Annotated in this window: 20 protein-coding genes; 2 read left to right on the top strand and 18 right to left on the bottom strand. The window is 48.3% G+C overall.

All coding sequences use genetic code 11. The annotated features are described in order from the left end of the window. Together AC1DUA_RS06455 and AC1DUA_RS06450 are read left to right on the top strand one after the other, a co-directional pair. A partial coding sequence (locus tag AC1DUA_RS06455; protein WP_477498937.1) for a helix-turn-helix transcriptional regulator occupies positions 1-973 on the top strand: 973 nt, incomplete at its 5' end. Between the two features lie 151 nt (positions 974-1,124). After that, a complete protein-coding gene (locus tag AC1DUA_RS06450) occupies positions 1,125-2,441 on the top strand; it encodes an ABC transporter substrate-binding protein (protein ID WP_477498936.1) in 1,317 nt (438 codons plus the stop codon). 599 nt (positions 2,442-3,040) lie between these two features. Here the strand turns inward: AC1DUA_RS06450 and AC1DUA_RS06445 are convergent. The 18 genes from AC1DUA_RS06445 to AC1DUA_RS06360 all read right to left on the bottom strand — a co-directional run. After that, the gene (locus tag AC1DUA_RS06445; protein WP_145665196.1) at positions 3,041-3,241 is read right to left on the bottom strand and encodes a cold-shock protein; all 201 of its coding nucleotides are present in this window, start codon (positions 3,239-3,241) and stop codon (positions 3,041-3,043) included. 170 nt (positions 3,242-3,411) lie between these two features. Beyond that, the gene (locus AC1DUA_RS06440) at positions 3,412-3,630 is read right to left on the bottom strand and encodes a helix-turn-helix domain-containing protein (protein WP_477498935.1); all 219 of its coding nucleotides are present in this window, start codon (positions 3,628-3,630) and stop codon (positions 3,412-3,414) included. A 23-nt stretch (positions 3,631-3,653) separates the two neighbouring features. Then, on the bottom strand, positions 3,654-4,049 hold the full coding sequence (locus AC1DUA_RS06435) for a pyrophosphohydrolase domain-containing protein (RefSeq protein ID WP_477498934.1): 396 nt from the start codon (positions 4,047-4,049) through the stop codon (positions 3,654-3,656). Between the two features lie 65 nt (positions 4,050-4,114). Further along, the gene (locus AC1DUA_RS06430) at positions 4,115-4,648 is read right to left on the bottom strand and encodes a C40 family peptidase (RefSeq protein WP_477498933.1); all 534 of its coding nucleotides are present in this window, start codon (positions 4,646-4,648) and stop codon (positions 4,115-4,117) included. Positions 4,649-4,829: 181 nt separating this feature from the next. Further along, positions 4,830-6,005 (bottom strand): response regulator, encoded by a 1,176-nt coding sequence (locus AC1DUA_RS06425; protein WP_477498932.1) that lies wholly within the window; start codon positions 6,003-6,005, stop codon positions 4,830-4,832. 3 nt (positions 6,006-6,008) lie between these two features. Continuing rightward, positions 6,009-7,832, bottom strand: coding sequence for a sensor histidine kinase (locus AC1DUA_RS06420; protein ID WP_477498931.1), 1,824 nt, complete (start codon positions 7,830-7,832; stop codon positions 6,009-6,011). 84 nt (positions 7,833-7,916) lie between these two features. Then, a complete protein-coding gene (locus AC1DUA_RS06415) occupies positions 7,917-8,759 on the bottom strand; it encodes a carbohydrate ABC transporter permease (RefSeq protein ID WP_477498940.1) in 843 nt (280 codons plus the stop codon). 56 nt (positions 8,760-8,815) lie between these two features. Continuing rightward, positions 8,816-9,706, bottom strand: a complete 891-nt coding sequence (locus AC1DUA_RS06410; protein ID WP_477498930.1) for a carbohydrate ABC transporter permease — start codon at positions 9,704-9,706, stop codon at positions 8,816-8,818. A 101-nt stretch (positions 9,707-9,807) separates the two neighbouring features. Continuing rightward, positions 9,808-11,157, bottom strand: a complete 1,350-nt coding sequence (locus AC1DUA_RS06405; RefSeq protein ID WP_477498939.1) for an extracellular solute-binding protein — start codon at positions 11,155-11,157, stop codon at positions 9,808-9,810. Positions 11,158-12,430: 1,273 nt separating this feature from the next. Next, positions 12,431-14,734 (bottom strand): DUF4962 domain-containing protein, encoded by a 2,304-nt coding sequence (locus AC1DUA_RS06400; protein ID WP_477498929.1) that lies wholly within the window; start codon positions 14,732-14,734, stop codon positions 12,431-12,433. Between the two features lie 18 nt (positions 14,735-14,752). Next, complete coding sequence (locus AC1DUA_RS06395; protein ID WP_477498928.1) at positions 14,753-16,765, bottom strand: heparinase II/III domain-containing protein; 2,013 nt, start codon at positions 16,763-16,765, stop codon at positions 14,753-14,755. Then, entirely contained in the window at positions 16,762-17,529 is a 768-nt protein-coding gene (locus AC1DUA_RS06390) for an SDR family NAD(P)-dependent oxidoreductase (protein ID WP_477498927.1), read from the bottom strand. The genes AC1DUA_RS06395 and AC1DUA_RS06390 overlap by 4 nt, the downstream gene beginning before the upstream one ends. A 362-nt stretch (positions 17,530-17,891) precedes the next feature. Continuing rightward, positions 17,892-19,466, bottom strand: a complete 1,575-nt coding sequence (locus AC1DUA_RS06385) for a cache domain-containing sensor histidine kinase (protein ID WP_477498926.1) — start codon at positions 19,464-19,466, stop codon at positions 17,892-17,894. Further along, entirely contained in the window at positions 19,463-20,503 is a 1,041-nt protein-coding gene (locus tag AC1DUA_RS06380; RefSeq protein WP_477498925.1) for a response regulator transcription factor, read from the bottom strand. Before AC1DUA_RS06380 ends, AC1DUA_RS06385 begins: the two co-directional genes overlap by 4 nt. Before the next feature lie 92 nt (positions 20,504-20,595). Then, entirely contained in the window at positions 20,596-22,179 is a 1,584-nt protein-coding gene (locus tag AC1DUA_RS06375) for an extracellular solute-binding protein (RefSeq protein WP_477498924.1), read from the bottom strand. A gap of 159 nt (positions 22,180-22,338) precedes the next feature. Next, positions 22,339-23,220, bottom strand: coding sequence for a carbohydrate ABC transporter permease (locus AC1DUA_RS06370; RefSeq protein WP_477498923.1), 882 nt, complete (start codon positions 23,218-23,220; stop codon positions 22,339-22,341). Positions 23,221-23,238: 18 nt separating this feature from the next. Then, positions 23,239-24,171 carry an ABC transporter permease gene (locus AC1DUA_RS06365; RefSeq protein WP_477498938.1) on the bottom strand — a complete coding sequence of 311 codons (933 nt, stop codon included), beginning with the start codon at positions 24,169-24,171 and terminating at the stop codon, positions 23,239-23,241. Positions 24,172-25,293: 1,122 nt separating this feature from the next. Beyond that, positions 25,294-25,808 (bottom strand): fatty acid desaturase (locus AC1DUA_RS06360; protein ID WP_477498922.1); only part of this gene is annotated, 515 nt, incomplete at its 5' end.

Below are 25,808 nucleotides of genomic sequence, written 5' to 3'. Positions count from 1 at the left end.
GGCTAATATTATTGAAGAAATCTTGTCGGAAGATTGGCCGGAATCCGACTTCATCGAGCTTCATAGTCATCATGCTGCGGTCATGTTTCATATAGAGCGTTCGGAGCCTGTTGACGCAGCCCTCAGCCGTATTCAATCAATTGGCGACCGCATTACAGACTGCGTGCTTATGTATCTTAAGCTGAACATTCGGATCGGGCTAGGCCAAATAAAAACGACTTGGCAGGAAATATCCGATTCCACCGAGGAGGCTTTTCTAGATCTGCTGCAGCAGACGATCACTCCGCAGCTTGGCAAACCGTCCTCCCTGCCGTCTGATTTGGCTATTCGGCCGATCAAATTCTATCAGGAGCTTGCTGAGGCCATCGTTTATTCCAAAGAAGAAACGGCTGCGCAAATTGTAGATGCCTATATTCATCAACTGCAGCAGATGCCTACGATTACACCGGCATATTTACAGTATCTATGCACAGAGTTATGGACCATCTTCGCCTATTCCTTGTACAGCGTCAGCATCGTGCTAGATGAGCTTTTTCCAGAAACGCACCTGCCGTCTGAAATCATGCAAATCCAAACGACAACCCACTTGCAGGAGTGGCTGCGCGCCAAAATTCACATCATCGCGACAAGTCGGCATTGGAATGAGAATTCGAAGCACAAGGAAGCTGTCGATTTCATGATTCAATATGCGCATGACCACTATGCCGAAGAGGTTTCCCTGGAGGATATGTCCAAAAAGCTGTATCTGTCCCGGAACTATTTGAACCAGATCTTCAAAAAGTCGACTGGCGAAACGTTCACCAACTACCTGATTCAGGTCCGAATGAAGAAAGCCCAAGCCCTTCTGGCCGAAGGCAAACATCTCATTTATGAAATTTCCGAGAAAGTTGGGTACAAGAACGTCCCTTATTTCAGCTCTATTTTCAAAAAATATACAGGCATGAGCCCAAGCGAGGTTGGCAAAAGCGGATGACCATCGCTCATGAGATCGAGGATCTGGTTCGTATTTTGTTGTTTTGTGATCAATAGTGAAAGAAGTGTGTTCATTACTATCCTTCTTCATTTTTTCCGTTAATCCTATAATGAAATTGTAGAGACGACTAGCTAGCGAGAGGGGATTATCAATGAAAATGCAGATGAGACAATGGGGCATGCTGGGCATGACTGCTATGATAGCGCTGTCTTTAAGCGCATGTGGTTCTGGAAATAAAGCAAGTACGACAGGAGGCAGCACAGCTGCCACGACAGCACCAAGCGCTGCAAGCACACAACCCGTTAAACTGCGTATTGTATGGTGGGGCTCACAAGCAAGACATGATGCTACGCTGAAAGCACTCGATGCCTATACGAAAAAACACCCAAATGTGACCTTCGAACCGGAATTTTCAGGGTTTGACGGCTATGCAGATAAACTCGCTACCCAAGCAGCCGCCAAAAATGCGCCTGATATTATCCAAATGGACCCGGCTTGGCTCTCCGAATATGCGGGCAGGAACCAGCTTGCTGACTTATCGAAAGGCATCCGCACCGAAGATATCGACAAATCGCTCGTTGACTCAGGTAAATATAAAGATAAACTATATGCCGTTCCMCTAGGCAATAACGCAACCGGGATGATTTACAACAAAAATGCCGTAGATAAACTTGGAATCACCCCGCCTAAAAATAACTGGACATGGGATGAATATTTCCAATTCGGCAAAGATGCCAAAGCCAAGCTGGATAAAGACAAGTATGTCTTAATGGACGCAACATCTGACTATACGGTCTACACCGCTTATCAGATCAGCCAAGGCAAAGGCTATCCAATTACGGATGATGGCAAATTTAATATCGACAAAGACACTTATCTAACTTTTGTTAAAAAATATGGCGAGCTTCGCACAGCCGGGGTCATTCCTCCCGCAGAAATCGCGACCACAGATAAAGAATCCGACGCTAAGCTGGATCTCATGAACAATGACAACGTGCTCATGAAGCGCACTTTCGCCGCTTTGCTGCCTGGCTATGAGGGTGTAAAACCTAGCGCATATTCCCTTGTGAATCAACCGAAAGGCACACAATCCAGCGGTTGGCTGAAGCCTTCCATGTTCTGGTCCGTGAGCGCGGATTCCAAGTATGCCGAAGAATCCAAGAAGTTCATCGACTGGTTCGTCAATGATAGCGAAGCCGCTGATATTCTAACAACAACACGAGGCGTTCCGGTTTCCAAGAAAATGCTTGAGTATTTAACACCGAAACTAACCGCTGCTGACAAAATGCAAATTGAACTTATTAAAAATGTAGCTCCTGACGCTCAACCTTTCAATGCCGGGGCTAAAGGCTGGAGTAACTACACAGCGAAAGATTTCAAAACGATCGGTGAGAAAGTTATGTTCGGCAAAATCACACCGGAAGCTGCTTATGATGAGCTTGTGAAAAAGGCGAAAGAGTATCAGTAAATTCTCATAATAGGCATAATGAAGGGGCTGCCCTCAAGTAGATCATCTACGTGAGGAACAGCCCTTTTGCGTTGCATATGTGCCTCCTGAGAGGCGTTAAGCTCGTCTCTATTGCGTGTTCCGCGCATTAGCGGACTGCGGCTTCTAGGCCTCGTTGCGCGGCTGTAAATAGCTCGTGCGAGCTGTGATTGAGAGCGTTACCACTTGCCAGCTGCTGGGGGTTGGACGCGGGGGACCGCGGGGTGAACGGCCTCGGCAGCGTTCTGCGTTCATCAACCAAGAGAGGAAACTGTGATTCGCTGAAATAACGGGGAAATCTGCCGCTAATCTGCGCCACATCAGCCCTTTGAAGGAAATAGATGGAAAAAACGCTATTTCTTATACAACAGGTAATATCTCCTAAATTTGATCTGATTAGCGGTAGAAACTCAAGTTAATTACTCAAAAGTGGGAAAGTTGTGCAAAATAGCAGGAGTATTCGGCGGTAATTACAAGGAATCGCTCCGCTCAGTGGTACAGTTCCGAACGCAAAAAAAAGAACAACCCTTAACATGACGTTAAGAGTTGTTCTTCGAATTGCTATCTATGCAAGCAAAAGCTTACAGCTTTACAACGTTCTCAGCTTGTGGTCCGCGGTTGCCTTGAACAACGTTGAACTCAACTTGTTGACCTTCGTCTAAAGTTTTGAAGCCGTCGCCTTGGATTGCGGAGAAGTGTACGAATACATCGTTGCCGCCTTCTACTTCGATAAAGCCAAATCCTTTTTCTGCGTTAAACCATTTAACTGTTCCTACTGCCATGGGTAATACCTCCAAAGTTTTAATTAACATGTCTTTTTTCTTGTTTCGAACAAAAAAATTACACATTGGAAAAGGTTTCACAAACTAAAATGATAACCCTTTGCAATAAGCAATTCAGGTTTTACCCCAAAGACTATTAATACTGTACCACACATAATTGGCTAATGCAATTACCCATCAGAGGCATTTGTTACTAAGGATAACAGTTCCTCTTTATCCTCTATTTTCAAGGCAATTGTTAGTGCAATTACGACATCTTTCGACGGTTGTATTCGACCATTTTCGATAGAATTCAGGATGGAATAACTGACGCCCGCTTTCTCGCCAAGCTTGCGCAGCGTTAGATTTTGTTGTTGTCTCAGCTCTTTCAGCCTAGTATGAAATAACACGCCTGTTCCTCCTCCACGAAAGTTTATTTTTCGTCTATCTGCCTGCGAATTTCTGCTCTAATTTTGTCGAATGGGTCCTGCCAATCTGGGGGTTTAATAGTTTTGCCAAATTCGTTCTTATGGACTAGACCGTCCGACCACACTTTGGACATGTTAGCGTGATGCACGATGTCAAAAATCGGCCCCGGTTCGACCCCCATCTCAACTAAGGTGCCCAACACAAAGTATAGCTCATCGATCATCGCATCCACTTCATCTTCCAGCGTCGCTGCTTCTTTGTACTCGTCCAGCTCTTCTTGCATCCAAGCTAAGCGAGCTGCCTTGCGGCTCTCCGATAAGCGCTGTGGCGTCATGCCAATTGGGTGTTCAAAGGTCTGGTGGAACTTTTTCACATCGTCAAAAGCATTTTTCAAAGTCATTGTAGTTTCCCTGCTCCCTTACGTAGGTTTTCTTTTATATACCACTAAAGAGAGCCATCGGTCAATTACAACCGACGGCCTGTGATATAACGATTTTTCCAGTAGCCATCATTCATGTCCAACATGACGACGCCGGAGCTCGCCGTGTTGCTCACGAATTTGCCATTACCGACATAGATGCCCACATGATTGACACGGCCTGGCTTCGACGTGCTGAAGAAGACGAGGTCGCCTTCGCGCAGGTTCGCTTTCTTAACTGCCGTCCCCAGCTTAGCTTGCTCTGATGAACTCCATGGGATCGTGATGCCATTCTTCTCGAAAACCAGCTGCGTAAAAGAGGAGCAGTCCAGAATCAATCTCTTTACATCTCTGACGCCAAATTTGTACTGTACTTTACCGATATAGGTTCGTGCCGTACGCGTGACGCTGCTCGCTTTGCTCGTACTCGTAGCACTATTCTCTGCAGTTAATTTGGAATCGCTTACAGAGGCGTAGACTGATTGAGGTCCAACTAGCATCGTTCCGGAAATTAATAAGGAAAGGGTCAAGCTGATTCCTACTAATGATTGACTAAGGCGGCTCTTCTTCACTAGTAACATGATTGGATATCCTCCTTCATGGATTGTGGTGTTGGGCTTATTTGGGCCTGAATACACCATAACACACATAAAAGGACCGGTATTTACCAGTCCCTGAGAATATCCAAGCGGCGTCTAGCTTTAAGCGCTTTTATTAAAATTTGGTGAGAATTAGCTGAATCTATCTCTCTTGACAAAATATTCACACGGAGTTCGGCGTCTGCTCATTGCGATACTCAGACGGGGTCACGCCGTACTTCTTGCGAAATACCTGTGAGAAATGACGCATGTCTTGATAGCCGATCCGATCGGCGACGTCCGCCAGCTTCAGCTTCGGATTCATAAGGAGCTGCTTCGCCTGTTCCAGACGGAGATGGGTCACATATTCCTTGAATCCCTGACCTATCTTCTGTTTGAACAGTTGACTGAAATAAACCGGATTCAAGTAAACGATCGCTGCGACCTTCTCCAGCGACAAGTCGTCATGATAATGCGTGCGAATATACTGCAAAGCAACATCGATAGAGCGGTCGCTGCCGCTCGCATGATGCTCGTAGACCTGCGTCGTCGAAGCTTGACGCATGCGCTGCACTTCGGCTGGCACAGCCTCGAAGCGGCAGATCTTCTCGGAGCTCATAATCTGAAAGGGCACCTTCAAATACTTCACGAGGTGGCTGCGCAGCTCATCGACGAGTGCGGGCAAGAGCGCGGCATCCGGCAGTGTGACGATACCTAGCAGGCTTTTGCTGTCGTGCACCGTTACGAAACCTTTGCCGTAGCGCTCGATCAGCTCTTGAAGGACGTTCTCGATAATGAAATTTTCGAGGAAAACGGCCTTGTCACTCTCCATTTTCACCATGATCAGATGGAAATACGGGTGTTGCTCCATGAAGGGCTTCATATCGATGCGTCCGGTATCCAGCCCCTGTGCAAAGCGCTGAAAGACCGCTTCCTGCAAATACTTGCGGTTCGCCTTCAGGAGCTCAGATTCCTCGTTCAGCTCGGTTTCATGAGCGATTTCCTCGCTGAGCTTCCGAATCATATCGCTGAGCACCTCTTTGCCGATCGGCTTCAGCAAGTAATCTTTCGCCCCGAGCCGCACAGCCTCCTGTGCATACGAAAATTCCGAATATGCCGATATGACCACCCATTTCACATGGGGGTGTCGGCTACGGGACATATTCATGAGCTCCAGCCCTGTCATGCCCGGCATGAGGATGTCCGTCAGGACGATTTGAATGCGGTGGCTCCGCAGCAAGGCGATCGCCTGCTCTGCATTCGCCGCGAGATGAACCTGATGTTCCGGGAACCGGTTGAGCAGCGTACGCTGGATGCCCTCCCGAATCACGGTTTCATCATCTACGATGAGAATGTCCATGGTTTAATCTCCTTTCCGAGGAAGCGGCATCGCAATGATGACGGTCGTTCCTTCCCCCTGCTTGCTATGAATTCGGAGTCCATATATATCTCCGAACATAAGAACGATACGGCGATGCACGTTGGTTATCCCAATGCCTCGTCTAATTTGGCCAGAAGCACCTGATGTCTGCGGAGATTGCAGGGATGCCATGACACCGTCGATGTCCGAAGCATCATTGATGAGCTGTTCCTGCATGCACTGGAGTGTGCTCTCCTCAATGCCGACACCGTTATCTTCAATCACAATCCGCAGCTCATGCTCGCTGATCTCCGTGTAGACCCGAAGCACGCCAGGCCGATCGAGCGGCTCCAGCCCATATTTAACCGCATTCTCAATGATCGGTTGAAGGGTCATTTTCGGTAGGACAACATCCAGACACTCCGGCGCGACGTCCAATACGGTGCTGACCCTGCCTTCTAGCCTGCTCTCAATGATCGTCATATAATGACGCATTTGATCCAGCTCTTGGCGGAGTGTTGTCTTCGAGGCTTCCTGCCAATCGCTGCTATAGCGAAACATATGGGATAAAGCCAAGATAACCTTACCTAAACGGTCGTTCTCCCGCTCATCCAACATCCAATAAATCATATCCAGCGTATTGTACAGAAAATGCGGATTAACCTGAGATTGCAGCGCCTGCAGCTCCGCGTTCTTCTCACTCACGGTGGCGAGCGTGATGCGTTCAATCAGCTCATCCATCCGATTCACCATTCGGTTAAAGGAAGACACGAGCGAGTTGATTTCTTCGAACGATTTGACCGTCACTGAACCTTTGAAATTCCCCATCTCCACCTGCTTCATCTCCCGGATCAGCAGCTTAAGCGGCGAGGAAATGTTCTGGGAAATAATACTTGCAAGCACCAAGGATAGGAACACCAGCGCCAGAATCACGAAGTATAAGTATTCTCTCGTTTTTACAACCTCTGAGTTGATATCGCCTTTGGGCGTCAACCCGAACACCGTCCAATCGGACATCTTCGCTTTGGCGGAGACAATTAATTGTTCCGTTCGGTCGTCCACGATAACTTCATTGTTTTGCGGGCGCGGCAGCCCTCCAAAAGAAGGCGGACTGCCCTTCTCCCCCGCGGTAGAGGCAATCATATGATCTTCCTTGTCGACGATATAGACCTGGCTGTTCGGGGAGATCCTCACGTTCGAAAGCGCCGCCAGAATCGGCTGCGGGTTCGTTTCAATTACGAGAACCCCGATCAAGCGATGGTCGGTTAAGTCGTACAACTTGCGTCCAAATACAAAAACGGAATCTTGCTGGAACCGGTTGATGATGGAGCCTTTGGATAAACCGAGCCAGACCATTTCGCCCGAAGAGTCCTGCAGCTTGTGGTACCAGGCTGTAGTGGCATAGTCCGCATTAATGACGCTGTCGAAGCCGCGTTCATAGTTATAGTTTTTGCCCGCGTTCGTAATGATATGAATCCCGACGATGTCATCTCTAGAATAGTAAGCAGCTCCCATGATATTCGTAATGGTGCGCTCATTAATAATATTGACCGCTTCATCTTTACTCGTATCACGGTCATGGATTAACCGGAGCATCTCATAATTGCTGTTGAGCGATTTGGTAATGCTGTCATAACCCTGCAGCAGCAAATCAAACAGGCCCACCGTTTGGGAAATATTTTTCTCCGCCAAATCACTGATTTTGCTATGAATAATGTCCGTTGTTTTCTTGTAATAGAGCACGCTCACCAAGGTCAAGAGGATCAGCATACAGGAAATAAAGAGCAAAAACAGCCGGCTATGAATGGAATGAAGGCCCCGTGTCACTTCGAAATCGGTCCCCTTTCGTTAGTCGTTACAGGCTATCATATCACAGGCTGCTTCCTAAACAGCAAAAAGAGAGGGGTGAAGTTAACCCTTCACCGCTCCCGCTACCATACCTTTTGTAATTTTATCAGCCAATAAGAAATAAATGATAATGACTGGCAGCGCGCCTAACACGAGAAACGCCCCGATAGCCCCGTAATTAACTGAATACTGACTGACGAAACTGTTTACCCCGAAAGGCAGCGTTTTGAGCCGCTCCGACGAAATGAACGTCGCCGCAAGGATGTACTCATTCCAAATATTAATGAACGTTAGGATACATACCGTCATCATTGGCGGAATCGAAATCGGAAGGATAATGCTTCCAAAGATTCGGAAAACCCCCGCGCCGTCTACGACAGCAGACTCTTCGATCTCAGCCGGGATGGATTTCATGAAGCCGCTGAGGATAAAGACCGCAATCGGCGTCTGAAACGCGATGTAAGGCAAAATGATCGAGAGATGCGTGTTCAAAGCATGCAAGTTTTTGAAAATAATCATGAGCGGCAGCAACGTCGCTTGCATCGGTACCATCATTCCGATCAGGAAGATGATCATGACGACTTGACCGTATTTCCACTTGAACCTCGTAATGGCGAAGGAAGCCAGGGAGCTCAGGAAGATAACGCAAGCCATTGTGACGGATGTGACGAACAGACTATTTTTCAAATACTGAAAATAATGCCCTGCCTCTATAGCGGCGGAGAAGTTCTTCCACTGAAGCACTTGAGGAAGTGCGAAGAACCGGCCGGACAAGATTTCCTCATTGGTTTTTAATGAATAAATGAACAGCCAAAGCAGTGGATATACTTGTGTAACTACGAGCAACGACAACAGTGCAATGACAAGAACTTTCAGGATAGAGAAGCTTTTGCGTCTCCGAATCATTGCAGGTGCAGCCAAGGCTGCCTTCCCGACGTTTTGCATGGTGACACTCCCCTTCCTTAAGTAAATCTTCTCTCTAGTCGATTAAAGATACCATTGATAATCACAGTTGCAATCAGACATAAGCCAACTAGGAAAGCGGCAATCGCACTACCATATCCATACTTCATGGACAGGAATGACATGTTGTACATATGCGTAGAAATGACGTCAGTCGCATGCGCAGGACCACCTCCGGTCATAACCATGACCATGTCAAACGCTTGTAGCGAGCCGATAAAGGCAAGGACGATCGATATTTTGAAAATCGGAATATTCATAGGGAAAGTGATATACCAGTCGGCTTTAAGGCCCTCCGCTCCATCGATCCGCGCTGCTTCATAAATATCGGCAGGGATGTTCTGAATACCGGTGAACTGGATCAAAGTGTGGTACCCCAAGTACTGCCACAGGGCCACAAAATAAAGGGAATACATAGCAATCTTCGGATCCGTTAACCAGGATCTAGACCAGCCATGCAAATTCAACATGTCCAATACTTGATTAAGCATACCGCCCATTGCGGCAGGGTTATAAATTGTTTTCCACAGCTGTCCGACGATAACAACAGACAGGATAACCGGCAAGAAGTACGCGGAAACTAGGAAATTCGGCTTTTTAATAAATCGGTTCAGGAGAACAGCTACGCCTAATGCAATTGGAATTTCAATCATTGAAAATACGGCAAACATTAAGGTCCGTTTCACAGATGGCCAAAACACAGGGTCATGAAATAACAAGTTGCGGAAATTATCCAAACCAACGAATTTTGCACCGCTAATCCCGTTCCAGTCCAGCAATCCACTATACAGCGATACTAGAATGGGTACAAAAACGAGACAAACATAAATCAACAAACATGGCAGTACAAACATGGCAATCGTCCACTTGGAGACTCTTAACACATTCACTTGGCTCGCCTCCTTCATGAGATATACCAATCGGAATTCACCCWCTACACCCTTGCGGCGCTTAGGATAAATTCCGATTTGGCTGCTAAATGATTATTTATTTACTTTTTGTTCGTATCGTAAGCTGTTTGGTGCTCTTTGCCAACTTCAACAGGATCTTTCTTCTGCACGAAGAGGTTTTGGATACTTGCTAAGTGGCCTTGTGCTGTTCCTGGGTTCATTGTGTTATCGAACGCAAGATCTCCGCCTTTAACTTGTTTGAACATATCAAGTACTTCCATCGCCATATCGGAGTATCCAGCAGCTTTGAAGTCACCGTCAACTTTTTGAGCGATACCAACTGCGCCTTTAACTGCGAATGCTTCTTTCGGGAAGTTCAACATGAAGTAGTTCAAGAAATCTTTGGTTTCTTTCAAATGTTTGCTATTTGCAGATACCGCGAATGCGCTTCCTGGTGCAAGCATGAACTCGTCAGGGTTACCTTTGCCTTTAACTGTTGGGAATTTGAATACGCCAACTTTACCGTTAACGGAAGAAGTCTCGATGCCGCCYGTTGCCCATGAACCCATGAAGTACATAGCCGCTTTACCTGTTTTGAACAAGTTCTCACCTGCATTGTAGTCAAAAGAAGTTGCGCCTTCTTGGAATGCACCAGCTTGAACTAGATCTTGGAAGCTGCTTACAGCATCCGTGAACGCTGGGTCTGCGAATGTTTTCTTGCCATCAACAACAGCTTGTAGGAAGCCAGGGCCGCCATTTGTGCGAAGCAGTACGTTCATGAATAAGAAGGAACCCGTCCAGGAATCTTTTTCACCGATAGCCATTGGCTGAATGCCTTTGCCTTTAAGTGTTTTTACAGCAGTAACCATTTCTTCGAATGTTTTCGGTACTTCTACGCCAGCTTGTTTGAACAAGTCTTTGTTGTAGTATACGAGACCGATGTTGTTACCATCAGGCAATGCGTAAATGTTGTTATTGAATGTGTACCAGTTCAAAATGCCTTCTTGGAACGTGCCTTTCAGGCCGTTTTGCTCAACCATGTCGTTCAGCGGCGCGAACAATCCTGCGTCTACGAAAGGTTTCATTTGAGCGGATGGATTCACGATCGTGATATCCGGAACTTCTTTGGAAGCTGCTTGCGTTTTGAGCTTCAGCTTTTGTTGATCCGTGTTAAGGGAATCAAGCTCGATTTTGATGTTCGGGTTTTTCGTTTGGTAGTCGTTCACGATTTTTTTCAACATGCCGTTTTTCGGATCTGTTGGATCGGGATATATGTTTTGGAACGTGATGGTTACGTTTTCTTTCTTTTCTGTTGTGCTGCCGCCGCTAGGTGCTGTTGATGCCTTCGCGTCTGGTGCCGGTGTCGTTGTGCTGCCGCCTGCACCACATGCTGTTAAGGAGATAGCCAGTAAGCCTGCTGCCGCTACTTGAAGACCTTTATATTTTTTAATCAATGTGAATCCCCCTCGTTTGTTTGATGAACTTGATGCCCTTATTATCGCTCGAAAATGGCAACCCTTACAATGTGTGAACTTTAGGATTCATGTTTACTTTTTATAGGTTTATGTCATGGGACCTTTTCTTTTGAGGCTTGAGGGGTGTGGTGTAAGGGAATGAATGGTGGTGGATGGCGCCAATAGTGGTGCAAAACCGTGATGCCGGCGAAGGCCGCCAATTGCGGTGCAAAACCGTGATGCCGGCGAAGGCCGCCAATGGCGGTGCAAAACCGTGATGCCGGCGAAGGCCGTGCAAGACTTGCCAAAAACACCGGCATTCCGTAGGATGCCCCGTTTTTTTGCTGATAGTGACGTGCGGAGGCGGTAGCATTAGATGGAAAATCTACCGTTATTCTGCGCTGTTTTGTCGCAGGAAGCATATTAACGGTGGAAACTACATCTAATTCAGCGGTAGCTACCCGAATCTGCTCGATGCGCAGATATTAACGGTAGAAACTGGAGCTAGTTGCGAAATAGTCGATCAGCAGCGAAAAGTAGCAGCAGTAATCGGCGTTAATTTACAAGTAATCTATCTACTCCTCTGCCCCGTTCCACGTTGTGCTCCATTTAGGCGCATTAGCAGCATTAGATGGAAAAACTAAGAAAAACTACCGTTATTCCGCTCTGTTTGGTCGCAGGATGCAGATTAACGGTGGAAACTACATCTAAATTGGTGGTAGCTACCCGAAATCTGCTCGATGCGCAGATATAACTGTAGAAACTGGAGCTAATTGCTAAATAGTGGATCAGCAGCGGAAAGTAGCTGCAGTATTCGGCGTTAATTTACAAGTAATCTATCTACTTAGGTGCCCCCTTCAGTGGCCTTTTTTAATTTTGAAGTAAAATGTGTCATTTCTTGATTCAAAAGTTGGCTCTCAGATCGTTTTAAATCAATTTTTCTTTTAATAGGAGAGATCCACCACATTAAAATCAAACTGACGGAAACTGCATCAGACTTTCTCAACARCCTGAAAATCTACCGTTATTCCGCGCTGTTTGATCGCGGGAAGCAGATTAACGGTGGAAACTACATCTAAATCGGTGGTAGCTACCCGAAATCTGCTCGATGCGCAGATATTAACGGTGGAAACCCAAGCTGTAGAGAAAATCTCGTGAAGCTTTCCCTCTATTTTCCGGTACCGTTGGAAGCCACCTGGAAGCCAAAAAGACCCTCCCGCCAAATCGGCAAAGGAGAGTCGAAACGATGAATAAGTGCAGAATCCGAAGCCTAGTAAACCTTAGGCACCTCAACACGATGAGTGACGCCATCTTCCGTAAAGTAAATATGCGTGTCAAACCCTTGATCGTCCATGAAATAGGACACATACTTCGGCTCCCCGTGCTTAATCGGCACAAGGAGCGTAGCGATCCGGTGGCTGCGCGCCGGCTTCGTCGTCGCCTTGAGGTGCCAGTGCAGCGGCAAGCCTTCGATCTCGCTCATGTCCACATCCGTGAAGCCTTCATGCTGTGTAAGCTCCAGCTCGCCGGAGGAACAATAGACGAAGCGCCCGTCCATATCGGCTTTGCGGCCTTGGACTTTGAAGGTCTGCCCGTTCAGTTTCATCTCATACAGGGTTTGGAACAACCAATCCACGGAACCCGTCTGCGCCAGATCGATGTGATCCACGACAACGACATACGTTCCGAAGAAGTATAGCTCACGCACGTATCGCTCCAGATAAGGAACGTACTCCTTATACGCCGCTGTGGCATTGCTGCGGGAATAGCCATAGCCTTTACGCTGCTCAGCTACTTCAACGACCCCGTTCGCCGCCATGTTCAGCACTTTGTTCTTCTCGGCGTACTGACCAAGGCCGTCGATCAAAATATTGTTCGTCGAACGCGTCTGCCTACGCCAATTCATGTGCATCGTGGAGCTGAACGCTACGTAGTAGCCGCTCTCAATAGCCAGCGGTTCGCCATACGCGTGCAGCAGGAACCCGTTTTGGTCGCCATGACTATGGCTGACAGAGCCATACTTGCTGCTCTTCGTGAGCAGCATAATGTGGCGCTCGGGATCGGCCATATTCGAATGGAAGGCGACCCAACCGATGTCGCGGAACCATTTCACCTGCTCGATATTCGCATCCGTTGGAACGACGGCTTCCACCTGCGGATAGTCGTGACGGAAGACCATTTCGTCAAAACGGAAGTCCCACCAGCCGTAGTTGTAAAACTTCATTTCGGAATCGGTATCAGTCTCACGTACCCGCTCAAAATACCATTGATACAGACCATTCCCGGTCACACCAGCGAACTGGCGGATGTTAAAGCCTGTTTTCAGGCTGACAGGATCACCCAACGTGGATTGGTCGCCAAAGCTTGCGCGGAGCGTATCCGGGCTGAATGCGTACAGCGGGAAATCCCCCGTTTTCGCAAAAAACGGCCGTTTATAGAAGTTAATGCCTGTATATTTTTTCAGCAAATTCATCGCTTCGGTAACAAAAGCCATCCCGGTCGTCCAATACATCGGACCCTCCGCCCAGCCTCCATCCGGCCCGCCCCAAGGGGAATAGATGCATGCATAATATTCAAGGGTATAATCCAGCCATTCACGCGCTTCCGGCTCTTCCTCTAACAAGGCGATGCAGCTCGGTACCAGCACACTGGACAACGAACGAACGGCGTGGCTGTCAAATGGCACGTGATGAATTTTGGAGTGATCAATTACATGGGTAGCAATTTGCCGTGCGCGAGCAAGCAAAACCTCTCGTACAAGCTTCCGCTCAAGCTCCGTCAACTGCCCATGAAGCCAGTCATAGCCCCATGCAATAGCTCCGGTCATCCGGAAGGAAGCCTCATCGTTATAATCGCGGCTAGTTGTGCCGTTGACATCCCAGTTGCAGACGTGCAGCAGCCAAGTTTTGGCTCGGTCCAGCAGCTCTTCGTCGGCCAAAATCGTTCCAGCCACCGCCAAATGACGGATCGCATACAGAACTTCTTGGGTATCCATGTACATTTGACGCCACAGCTTGGCAACGCGTTTGTTGCCCGGATACGGCAGCGGCTCCGCTATGAGTTCGCGACTCATCCACGGCTTAACAGACTTCTCATAAAATACATCGAAACCACAGTAAGTCGGATCAGCTTCCAACTCGCTTCGGAAAGCTTCCACCTCAGCGGACTGTAGCCACAACCGAGGGTGCTGCAAAGAGGCTTCGGCATAACGGCGTTCCCGGCTTGGCAGCGGAGTCTCCGGCAGGTCGGCCCCTACCTCAAAGCTCCTCACCTTGCTCCAAGCTGTCTGTTCCCCATTCTCTTGAATGAGTGCGTAGCGCCAGAAGTAAGTTCCTGCTTGAAAGGCATCATCCGGTGTATATAAATTATAGAGAATCGGCTTGATCGTTTGCGTGTCTGTCTCGGAAAATACGTCCGACTGCGAAATTTGCAGCACGTAACGGTCATTCTCCAGTTGGGCTGGAATCCACGTGAAGCGTGGCGGGTTCTCCAACAGTTTAGTTTGCTCATTCGGTTCGTATTGTACGGTTAATACGCCGCTCTGCGGTTCGTATAATGGCGACAGAGTTGTCATAACGATTTCTCCCTTCTTCTATATAAAAATTAAGCCTTTATCCTGCTTTATTTGGACGCGCACTCCACTTCCCGGTTGACCGGGTACGGAAACCTCAATTTCCTGTGCGGAAACGCGGGTCAGCTCAGCACTGCTGCCTACCCGATAAACGTGTATGAAATCAGCTCTGCGATCATTGCGACGGAGTAAAACTGCCGTAAGCGGCTGACTTGGGTCGACTGAGTCACCTGGCGTATGTACAGCCAGCATTTCGTCGCCTCGCTCTACTAGTGCCGTGTGATACACGGTGGAGTCATCCCCGAGCACATAAGACAACTGCAGCTGGCCTGCATCCGGCACCAACCCGCCAATTATCGGCAGCTTCTGCTCAGTTACCACGGATGCATCCTTCTCTTGAAGCCGAAGTGTGTAGACCTCATTCCGTTCTTCAAGCGTTCCTGTTAAAGGCTGAACGGCAGGATGCATCCACCATTCGATGCTTCGCGGCTCTTCGGCAAGCTCAACCTGGAACCAATCCAGCAGCCACTCGCCCGTGAGCAGTAAATGGCGATTCATCGTGCAGCCTTCATAAGCTCCTGTGGATTGCAGCCAGGCGTAGACGGATTTGCCGTCACTGGCGGCCTCATAGCGAACGCAGCGCCCTTCATGCGGCGCTTGGGACATACCATCCAGCGACACCGTGTTGTGGCTGGCGGTTTCGGCAAACCACGATTTCCGCATAGGCGAGCCGTAAGGCACCATCCCATAATCGGGCGTAAGCGTTTGCGCAGGGTGCATCAAAGTCAGATGCAGCTTGTCGTAGTGGCCGTGGGAACCACCATGCTCGCCGAAGTCGGCGAGGAACGACAGCGGGTTCCCCGCCACACGGCCGATGACGAATCCGGCATTCGGCCAGAGCCTTGAAGCACGCGGAGCTGGTGGAACCAGCGTGCGGTCATCAGTGCCATAGAGCAGCGCCTCGAGCTGCTCGCCACCGGCAGCGCCCAGCTGCCGGTACGCTTCGCGCAGTACCGGCGCGAGGCCGGCAATGCCGTAGATCGCGAGCCCCTGCTCCGCGATCTCAGCGATCTCGCGGGCATAGGGAGCACGCGCGAGCGGCCCGTCATGCAGGGCAGGCAGAGCGCCCTGGTCGTCGGCCAGCTCGGCGAGTGCCTCCAGCATGCCGCGCATGGATTGGCCGTCTGCGCCTGTGACGGCGTAGAGGTCAATACCGAAGCGCTGCGCCATCTCCGCAGCGATCAAGTACGCCCGAAGCACGAATACGTGGTAATACGTGCTTCCTTCGAATTCGAACTGATCGGGTTTCACGCCGATCGACAGATGATGCTTGAAGCCGCCTTGGCCTTCAATCAGCGCTTCCAGCGCCGCTTGTTCGCCGCGCGCGGCGTAGACGCAAGACAATGACGCGTTCAGCCAAGCGGTGTAATTGTTCTCCGCATTGTTCCGCTCATGAATAAGAATGTGCCGGTATTCTTCCATGCTCCCGGCAAGCAAGCCTAGGAAGACGTCGATAGCCGCCTGCTCCTTCTCATCGAACACAACGCCTTTATCGCGCAATAACAAGTAAGCGCGAATCAGGGTTGTGGACCAGATCGCCTCCGTGAGCGCTTGATGGAACGCGCGCCCTTTGAGCATCCAGCTTTGCGCTTCCGGATGCACGGGGTAGAGCGGGAACTGCTCGGCGTATTCGACGAGCAGTTTTCGGCTAAGCTGGGCGTAGGAAGCCTCGCCCAGCGCGGCATAGACAGCCGCTGCCTGAAGCGCGACGCGCGCCAGCGATTGGTGTTTAAAAACCAGCCAAGCCCCGCGGTAAGCTTCACCTTCGATGCTGCAGCCGTGCGGGCACGCGAACTCGGATGCATCTACTTGCTTATCATCGAACACCAGTTCGGTGTGATGGTGTGGACAAACATACTGGTGCCACCAGCCACCAGGTTCTTTAGGAATAGACAGGCTGCCTGCTTGCTGCAGCCTGTCTATTTCTTCTTTTAATAGTTGTGCTATACGGTCCGATCTAAGCGCGGTACTCATCGCATCATCATCCCGCCGTTGATTTCAATCGTTTCTCCTGTTACATAGGCAGCCAAATCGGAAGCAAGGTAAAGCACCGCGCCAGCTACATCATCAGGCGTTCCTTCACGCTGAAGCGGAATGCCGTTAATGGTCGCTGTACGAGCTGCGTCTGTTGTAAATGTCGCGTGGAACATAGTGTTGCCGATAAAACCAGGGGATACGTTATTCACAGTAATGCCACTTGCCGCAATTTCTTTCGCCAAGCCTTTGGAGTACGTAAGTACTGCTGCTTTGCTAGCTGCATACACGCTCGACCCTGGTCCACCACCGTTATGTGCAGCAACAGATGTCATGTTGACAATACGGCCATAACCTTTGGCTTTCATGCCGGCAAGCACTCTTTTACACATGAACACTGTGCTTTTCAAGTTCACGTCCATAATGCGGTCGTACATCTCTTCAAACATTTCGGAATTCGGTACGCGCTGTACCAGATGGCCGGCATTGTTGATTAAAATGTCAATTGTGCCACCTAGCGCCTGCTCCACTTCACTAACGAGTCTGTCGATCTGTTCTAGATTAGTCACATCCGCTTGCACTAACACAGCTTCGCCGCCTGCTGCTTGAATCGCTGCGACAACTTCTTGCCCTTGTGCCACGTTGTTCAGGCAGTTCACGCCAACCTTAGCTCCATTGCTAGCCAAAGCCAATGCGATTGYGCGTCCAATCCCCGCGTTTGATCCTGTTACCAGTGCAATTTTCCCCGTTAAATCGATGTTCATATGAATTCCTCCCATGTTTTGATTAAGATATATATGAATGGGAAAATAAGAGCCTCTGGAGGCTTTTATTCCCCCTTTTACTACCTTCATTCTTGAAAATAAGAGACGCTAGAGTCTGCTATTCTCACCAGCAATGCGATTTCAGCGTATTTTTTGGGGAATAGGAGTCTCTATAGACCTCTATTCTCTCCCCATCTACTATTTTTGACATAATAAGAGACGTTAGAGACTCCTATTTGCAATTGGGCTAACAGCCGGGAGGATCCCAAAGCGTTCGCAAGGCGTTCACGATACGCTCGCGATTGTCCGCGTGGCCACTTTTCCCCTGGTATCCGCCCATGCGCACACCCTTCCCGCGCCCCTCAGCTCCGCATCCTCGGCCGCGCTGTCTCCGGCATCGGCTCTACACCATCTGGAAAGGCATGCTGAAAAATATTTTCAATCAGCGGTTGCAGCGTCAGCCGAACCATTTTCTCCAGCAGCAGGAATGGCGGGATCGCCACATCAATTTCAAACTCTTTACCTGTTCGATGCTGCAAAACAATCATGTAGTTGCGAACATGGTTCAACTCATTGGCTACCGTAATTTCTTCCAAATTGGTCTGCACCGAGTAACGGAGCATGAACGCCATGGCTTCTACCATTTCGGTTATTTCCGTCGAGTCCTGAACAATGGCGTAACAGTTAATCGTTTCGAGTGTGTTATATAAAAAGTGAGGATTAATTTGCAGCTGCAGCGACTGGTACTCTGCCCGCTGACGCTCCAGCTTCGTTTCCCCTAGCTCTAAAGCGTTCTTCTGCTGATCCAGCTCCGCCTCGTAGACCCGCTCAATCATATCCGAAAGGCGCGTCACCATGAGGTTGTAGCTATGAATAAGTCCGCCGATCTCATCCGTTCGGCCGGATTCATCGATGTACTGCCAATTTCCCTTTTCCGTTTCTCTCATACTGTCTTTCAGCCAACGAATTGGCGCAATAATCGAACGCCCGAAACGGGATGCCAGCCATAACGCAATTGCCAGTGTAATCAATCCCACGATGATGGTCGTCGTACGAATCGTATCAGCAGGACGCCGCAGCTCGTCAACCGGCATGGAAGCTACCAGATTCCAATCGGAGTAACCGGATTTGCGCGATACAAACATGCGCTCCTCACCGTTATACTTGTAGAGGAAGGTCTGGCTGCCGCTTGCCAGCACGTGCGAAGCCAAATCATCCTGCGACTTGCGCTCGCTCATGGATCGAGGGTAGATGTAGTTTCCGGCGTCATCTATGATGAAGAAGAAACCTTTTTTCCCCAGACTCACCCGATCCCACGTCTTCGCCAGCTCATCCAATTTGATCTCGATAGCGACGACTCCGCGATTCGCATCCCCATAAGAAGGCCCTCTTACTTTGCGCGCCATCGTTACAACAGAGCCCTGATCGACTTCACGAATGCTCATATTGAGCAGCGAGATTTTGCCGTCAACCGGGGTCATTTTCATCAAATAATCATACTTTTCTTTCACCAGCACGGGATCGAAGTTAAGCAAATTCTGATTCTCATAGATGACGGAACGCCCATGCTGACCAACCGCATAAATCATGTTCAATTGCTTATATAACGTAACAACGGAAATGACCGAAATACGTGCAAATTCCTTGATTTTTTCGCTGTAGACATAATACTCGTACGAATCATCCGGTTTGATCTCCATAAACGCCCGCACATCCGAATTGGAGGAAAAAGCGTTGCTCAAGAGCTCATACGCCTGCAAATAGCTATCCGTCTGATAGTTGGCGCTGTCGATCATTTGCTCCATATACTGCTTCACTTGGCCATCCAGCGCCCTGGAAGACTGTACATAAGAGAAAGCCCCAACAGATACGAGGGAGAGCACAATTACAATTAGAAAGTTGGAAAAAATCTGCCGTGACAGCGTCTTGCCTCTCATGTACGAATCCCCATCTGCTGACGATATTCGGATGGAAGACAGCCTTCATACTTCTTGAACGTTTTCGTAAAATGCGGGTGGTCCGCATATCCGACTTCCCCCGAAATATCCGTGATGCGCCATTGCGGCTGTTCCAGCAGCTTTTTCGCTTTCTCCATGCGTCTGCGTGTGCGGTACTGTACGAATGTCTCCGACGTGCTTTGCTTGAACAATTGGCTAAAATACGACGGGTTGAGTCCGATGAATTCAGCCACTTCCTCTAAGGAAACTTCCTCTGCGAGATGCGTCTCAATGTATTGCTTCGCGACCTCCACAGGGTCTTTCAGCTTCCCTTTTCGCTTATTCCTCAGCTCATCCAAGTGGCCATACACCGCATTGGTGAATCGGAGCCAAGCTTCCTCTTCGCTGGCAGCGCCGGTTAGGGCAAGCTCTCCCTGCATGAGATAAACATCACGCACATTCAAACGCTGGTGCAGCAAGGTATGAATTTCCTGCAAAATATCGAGAATACGATTCAGCTTCAGCTTATAATCTTTGAGCTCTGAATAAATTTCTTCAAGCAAACCATCTAATTCCGCTTGATGCAGCATCCAGACCGCATGTTCCATGCGGCTTGCCCACTGTTCCAGCTTCGTTACGGCAACGAAAGACTCGGAGCTGACTTTGGACTTGGTACGGATCAACTTCTCTAATACGTTCTGAAAACCTTTGATATTCACAGGTTTCAGCAAATACTCTTTAACACCATAGGAAACACATTTCTGGGCATATTCAAAATCGCTATAGCCTGAAATAACAACCACCTGGATGTCCGCATCCATTTCGGCAACGCGGGCACATAGCTCCAGGCCGTCCATCTTGGGCATACGAATATCCGTAAACAGGAAATCTGGCCGATCCTCTTGAATCCGCTGCAGCGCGACAACACCATTCTCAGCCGTTCGCAGGCTTTCGATCGGCAGCTCCGATTGTTCGACTAGTTTCTGTAATCCTTTGCGTATCATCGGTTCGTCATCGACAATGAGGATGCGGTACATGAGGCGGCAGCTCCCTTCTTACCCTTCTGAAATGCCCGCTCCCCACGCGCTGGTGTGCTCGTGAGGAGTCGGTCATGCTCAATCGCTTGAGCTTATTTACGCGGCATCGACACAGTCGTACCGGAATCTTTGCTATTGAACTTCTCTGTAGCTTCCTTGATCACATCATTGCCGCCTTTGGACTTCCACTCTTCCAGAACCTTCGGCCAATCGGAGATCGGCTCTTTGCCGTACACCATTTTGACCATGTGTGAAAGAATAACAGGAGGCGCTTGGTCGGACAACGGTGAGATGTCAGGGTTTTTCATTAAGGACTCCAGGCGCGGCTCGAAGTTGATGCCATCGCGTCCTTCATTTTTCAAAGTCGTGTCATATACATTCATCAATTTCTTGCCATCTTCTGTCATACTAAGTGTGCCTTTATTATAAGTTGTATCTTGAACCAACCACAAGAAGGATTGACGGTAACGCTCTTCATCTACACCAGCAGAATCTGTTGGCGATTTGTAGTCGATTTTGCCGTCTACCGTTTTGTACGTGTCGCCTTCAATGCCGAATGTGAAGAATTTCTCAGCTTCGTCAGACATCATCCAATCGTAGAACTTGATGATCTGTGCAGCATTTTTCACATTTTTATTGATGAAATAAGCACGCGGCGCAGGTCCGTACAAGTAGTGACCGCCTTTACCGTCTGGTCCAGTCGGAGATGCGATGATTTCGATATCGCCCGTTGGCACCGTCGTTTTCAGCTGTGTTTCCCATTGCAGCATTTCATTGGCGTTCATGGACCACATACCTGCTTTACCAGCTAGGATCGTGTTTTTGAATACCGTTGCATTGATCGTTGCGAATTCTTTGTTGATCAAGCCTTCGTCAAACATTGTTTTGTACGTTTGCAGCGCTTTGGTCATATTCTCTGTGTCGAAGAATTTCGGCAAAATTTGATCGCCAGACTTCTCGAACATGGAGAGGTAGGGATACACGTCATAAGCTCCGAAGAACGAATCCGCATATTTAAAGTTCTCGCGACCCATGTAAGGGTTCTCAACACCCATTTCTTTAAACTTACGAAGTACTGCCATGTACTCATCAACCGTTTTCGGCACGCCTAGACCGGCTTTATCCAGCAAATCTTTACGAACGAAGATCGCGCGGCGGGACGGGTTGGACAAATACTCTGGAATCGCATAGATTTTACCGTTGTACGTTACGTTATCCCAAGCGTCTTTCGGCACTTTCTTAAGCAAGTTCGGGCCATACTGTTTCAGCAAGTCGTCCAGCGGCATGAATACGCCTGCTTTTACGGAACCTGCCATTTCTTTCCCGTTCACACCGCCGCTGCCTTGGACCACATCAGGAATGTCGTTGGTTGCAAACATTTGGATCATTTTTTGCTCATATTCTTTGTGCGGAACAAGCACGATATTCATATCGGAATTCGTTAATTCTTCTAATTTCTTCACCCATTTATCTTGATTGATATCAGGCGACTTCTCCACGTGCCCGAAAGCCAGTGTACGCAAGGAAATGGAGAACTTCGTTTTTTCTGCCGGTTTTGCGCTAGCCCCGTTAGCTGCTGCACTGGTTGCCGGTTGTTCTGTTGGCTTAGAAGAGCAAGCTGCCATCGTACTAGCCAGGAGAACTGCAGCCATTGTCGTGGGAATCCATTTTTTCATTTCTACCCCTCTTTTCATTTCGCTAAAATATGACCTTTTACACACTCATTGTAAAAGCGTTTACAATTTGTCGATATGGGCTATCTTTAGTTCGAATTGTCTTTTTTTTAGAATGCTGCCAAAACTCGGCATCTCATACATGATTTCACAAATGATCATTTATGATTTGACGGAGCCTACCATCATCCCTTTGACGAAATGACGCTGCAAGAACGGGTAAATCAGGATAATCGGAATTGTCGCAATAATAATCGTCGCCATTTTGATACCTTCTGGATCCATATGGGCTAGTCCGCTAAATTGTGATGAGTTCGGATCGATGCTGATATCTTCAGATACAATGAGCTGACGCAGCTTCACTTGAAGTGGCCATAACGCTGGTTTGTTGATATAGTAGAGCGCACTTTGATACGTGTTCCAGTGGCCTACGGCATAGAAAATACCAAGGGAAGCCATAACCGGCTTAGATAGAGGAAGCACGATATTCCAGATCATTCTGAGCTCAGAACAGCCGTCGATACGGCCGGAATCAATCAATTCGCTCGGAATTTGCAGGAAGAACGACCTCATGACGAAAAAGTTAAAGGCGCTGATCGCACCTGGAATCATAAGTGCCCAAAGCGAGTTCGTCAGATGCAAGTTTTTCATCAAAATAAAGTTAGGAATTAGCGGAGCGGTGAATACCATCGTAATCAGAACCATAATCACGACTGCGTTTCGTCCGGCATATTCAGGACGTGACACGGGGTAAGCCAGTGAAGCTGTCGCAATCAAGTTGATGAACGTGCCCACTATCGTAATATACACGGTTACTCCGAAAGAACGCCAGATGGCCGCGTCGCTAAACACGTATTGATAATTGATCGCCGTGAACTGCACAGGCAGGAAGAAAACCTTGCCATTCACGATAGCTTGGGATGAACTGAACGATTGAGCCAGCACGTTTAAGAACGGCAGGAGCATCGCTAGTGATAGGAGCGTTAGAAATACGACGTTAAAAATGTTAAAAACTTGCCAGCCGGCTGTCGGCCTGCGATTCATATAGCGTTCACCTCCGTCTTAGTACAAGCTTTCACCCGTTGTTTTTTTGCTCAAAACGTTACCTGTTACAATAAAGATGACACCTACTAATGCTTTGAAAAGGCCGATTGCCGTTGTATAACTGAACTGTTGGCCTAACAATCCTGCGGTGTAAATGTAGGTATCCAAAATTTCACCGTTTTCTTTATTCAACGGATTCAAGAATACGTACACGCGCTCGAAACCGAAATCCAAGAATTTACCAATGTGCAGCAGGAACAAAATCATAATCGTTGGCAGCAGGGATGGAAGCGTTATCGAAATTGTCTGTCTCCACCGATTTGCGCCGTCCACTTCCGAAGCTTCATATAGATCTGGATTAATGCCCGCAAGCGCGGCCAAATAAATAATCGTGCCGTAACCGGAATCCCGCCAAATGCCTGATGAAATCAGAACCGTGCGGATCCATGACTCTTCTCCCAAGAAATAGATCGGCTCAAAACCAAGCCAAGCGATAAAATGGTTCACTGCTCCAGTCGAAGGCGAAAGGATGCCGATGGCAATCCCGCTCACGATAACCCATGACAGGAAGTGAGGCATGTAAACGACCGTCTGTAGAACGCGCTTATACAATACAACACGCAGCTCATTAAGCAAGAGAGCAAGGATGATTGGCGCAGGGAATGCCAGCACTAAGTCGTAGATACCGATTAAGATTGTATTTTTCAAAATTTTGATAAAGTCATAATGGGCAAACATCCTTGCAAAATGCTCAAACCCTACCCATTTGCTACCGGTGAAGCCGTCAAAAATGTTGTAATCCTGAAAGGCAATGACTGAACCCAGCAGCGGTACATACTTGAAAATAATAAAATATAAAATACCCGGTAATGATATCAGATACAGCGCCCTATACTTCCAAAACGTCCGCAGAAAGGAATTGCCTTTTTTCGTCTGCGCACGCTTATTCATCTGTTCTACTGCTTGCGCGCCTACCGCCATCATCTAGCCCCCTCACTATTTCTTCGTCGATGTTATACCCTTATGGTACCCTGCTAAAGCGCTTGCAACAATGGAATGTCTTTTCACCGACTTGTGTTTTTTTTAGGTTGGCGAAAGTGGGTGGCCCGGGATATCGGGGAGGGGGCTTTAAGGCTCCAATTTCTCTCTCGATTCGAGTAATACGGCCTATGTTGCACTTTGTGCAACCATTTTCCCTCGAAAGCTAGTTTTCGCCGCTTTTCTAGCTATTTCGTTGTATTTTGTACAATGAAGACTAGTTACTTTTGCGAAATGCCTGCTCTACATTGCACAAAATGCAGGCCTGTTGATTAACTACAAAATGCAATATAGAGCGGCTAGCACAGCTCATCAGGTGAGAAGAAACTTCAACTTTACTCCTACAACTGCACCCAGCGCCTAAATAAACGTTCGACCGCACCAGCTTCTCTTTGCACTTCGAGTAATACTGCCTATGTTGCACTTTGTGCAGCCATTTCAGACTCTACTGTCTGACACGGCAGGCTACGTTGCACTTTGTCCAACCATTTCGCTAAAAAGTACCACTCCAGAGGCCTTTGCAGTTGAAATGAGTGCACTTTGTGCAATGAGAGTAAGGCTGGCGCCGGATATGCCGCTTTTATGTTGCAGAAAGTGCAACATAAATCAACGCTGGAGGGGTTTCGAGGTAGAAAGGCCTCTCCTCCCCGCCGCTTCAAGTTTCATTGGATGAATTCCAATGAAAACACGTCTTATCGACATAAATCCTCCATTTCATTGGATGAATTCCAACCAGCCACAGCAAAATCGCTTCATAATGGCGCGATTTCATGCATCTCGTTGGATTTAGTCCAACGAACCGGGCCTAAAAGCACCCCGAATCGCCTTTTCGTTGGATTTCATCCAACAGGATCGGCTCACTTATGAACTCGCATCAGACTCGCAGCCCGCCTCGACTTGACTTGCCCTTGCCCTTGCCCCGTCCACGTCACGCCACATCACCCTCACTCACTCCCCCCACCAACCCCAAACACAACAAAAAAGCCAACAGCCAAAGTAGAATCTCTACTTTAACTGCCGGCTCTGCTTCATAGCCTATTCAATTTCCAGTGTTTTGACGAGGCCTCTCTTCACTTTGATAGGTTTCAAATCCTTAAATCGGATGAATTTCTTCGTATCCTCGCACCAAATACGGAACTTGAGCGATTCTAAGCTCGTAATCAGCGTAATCGTCTGCACATTGCGCAGCACTTCGCTTTTGTTATGAACTTTTTCCAAGTAATAGTTCGGAACTCGCGGACTCAGGTGATGAATATGGTGAAAGCCAATATTACCGGTGATCCAATGCAGCACTTTAGGCAACTTGTAAAAAGAACTGCCGTGCATCGCCGCTTTGACATAATCCCATTCGGGTTCATTTTCAAAATAAGCCTCTTCATAGTTATGCTGCACATAAAACAGCCAAATCCCCATCATACCCGAGGCAAAAAACATCGGACCTTGAATAAGGAGAACAGACTGCCAGCCAATTGCCCAGCATAGCAACCCTAAACTTCCCACAATGCTAACATTCGTGATATACGTATTTATACGTTCTTTCATTCCTGCAC

The sequence above is a fragment of the Paenibacillus sp. 01T422 genome, from assembly GCF_056398785.1.
This window is presented reverse-complemented; position numbering and strand designations above follow the sequence as displayed.

Coding starts and splice junctions, on each gene's coding strand:
- AC1DUA_RS06365 (WP_477498938.1), bottom strand. CDS start 24,171: ATGAATAAGCGTGCGCAGACGAAAAAAGGCAATTCCTTTCTGCGGACG.
- AC1DUA_RS06400 (WP_477498929.1), bottom strand. CDS start 14,734: ATGACAACTCTGTCGCCATTATACGAACCGCAGAGCGGCGTATTAACC.
- AC1DUA_RS06430 (WP_477498933.1), bottom strand. CDS start 4,648: ATGTTACTAGTGAAGAAGAGCCGCCTTAGTCAATCATTAGTAGGAATC.
- AC1DUA_RS06425 (WP_477498932.1), bottom strand. CDS start 6,005: ATGGACATTCTCATCGTAGATGATGAAACCGTGATTCGGGAGGGCATC.
- AC1DUA_RS06415 (WP_477498940.1), bottom strand. CDS start 8,759: ATGATTCGGAGACGCAAAAGCTTCTCTATCCTGAAAGTTCTTGTCATT.
- AC1DUA_RS06445 (WP_145665196.1), bottom strand. CDS start 3,241: ATGGCAGTAGGAACAGTTAAATGGTTTAACGCAGAAAAAGGATTTGGC.
- AC1DUA_RS06370 (WP_477498923.1), bottom strand. CDS start 23,220: ATGAATCGCAGGCCGACAGCCGGCTGGCAAGTTTTTAACATTTTTAAC.
- AC1DUA_RS06395 (WP_477498928.1), bottom strand. CDS start 16,765: ATGAGTACCGCGCTTAGATCGGACCGTATAGCACAACTATTAAAAGAA.
- AC1DUA_RS06385 (WP_477498926.1), bottom strand. CDS start 19,466: ATGAGAGGCAAGACGCTGTCACGGCAGATTTTTTCCAACTTTCTAATT.
- AC1DUA_RS06435 (WP_477498934.1), bottom strand. CDS start 4,049: ATGACTTTGAAAAATGCTTTTGACGATGTGAAAAAGTTCCACCAGACC.
- AC1DUA_RS06375 (WP_477498924.1), bottom strand. CDS start 22,179: ATGAAAAAATGGATTCCCACGACAATGGCTGCAGTTCTCCTGGCTAGT.
- AC1DUA_RS06380 (WP_477498925.1), bottom strand. CDS start 20,503: ATGTACCGCATCCTCATTGTCGATGACGAACCGATGATACGCAAAGGA.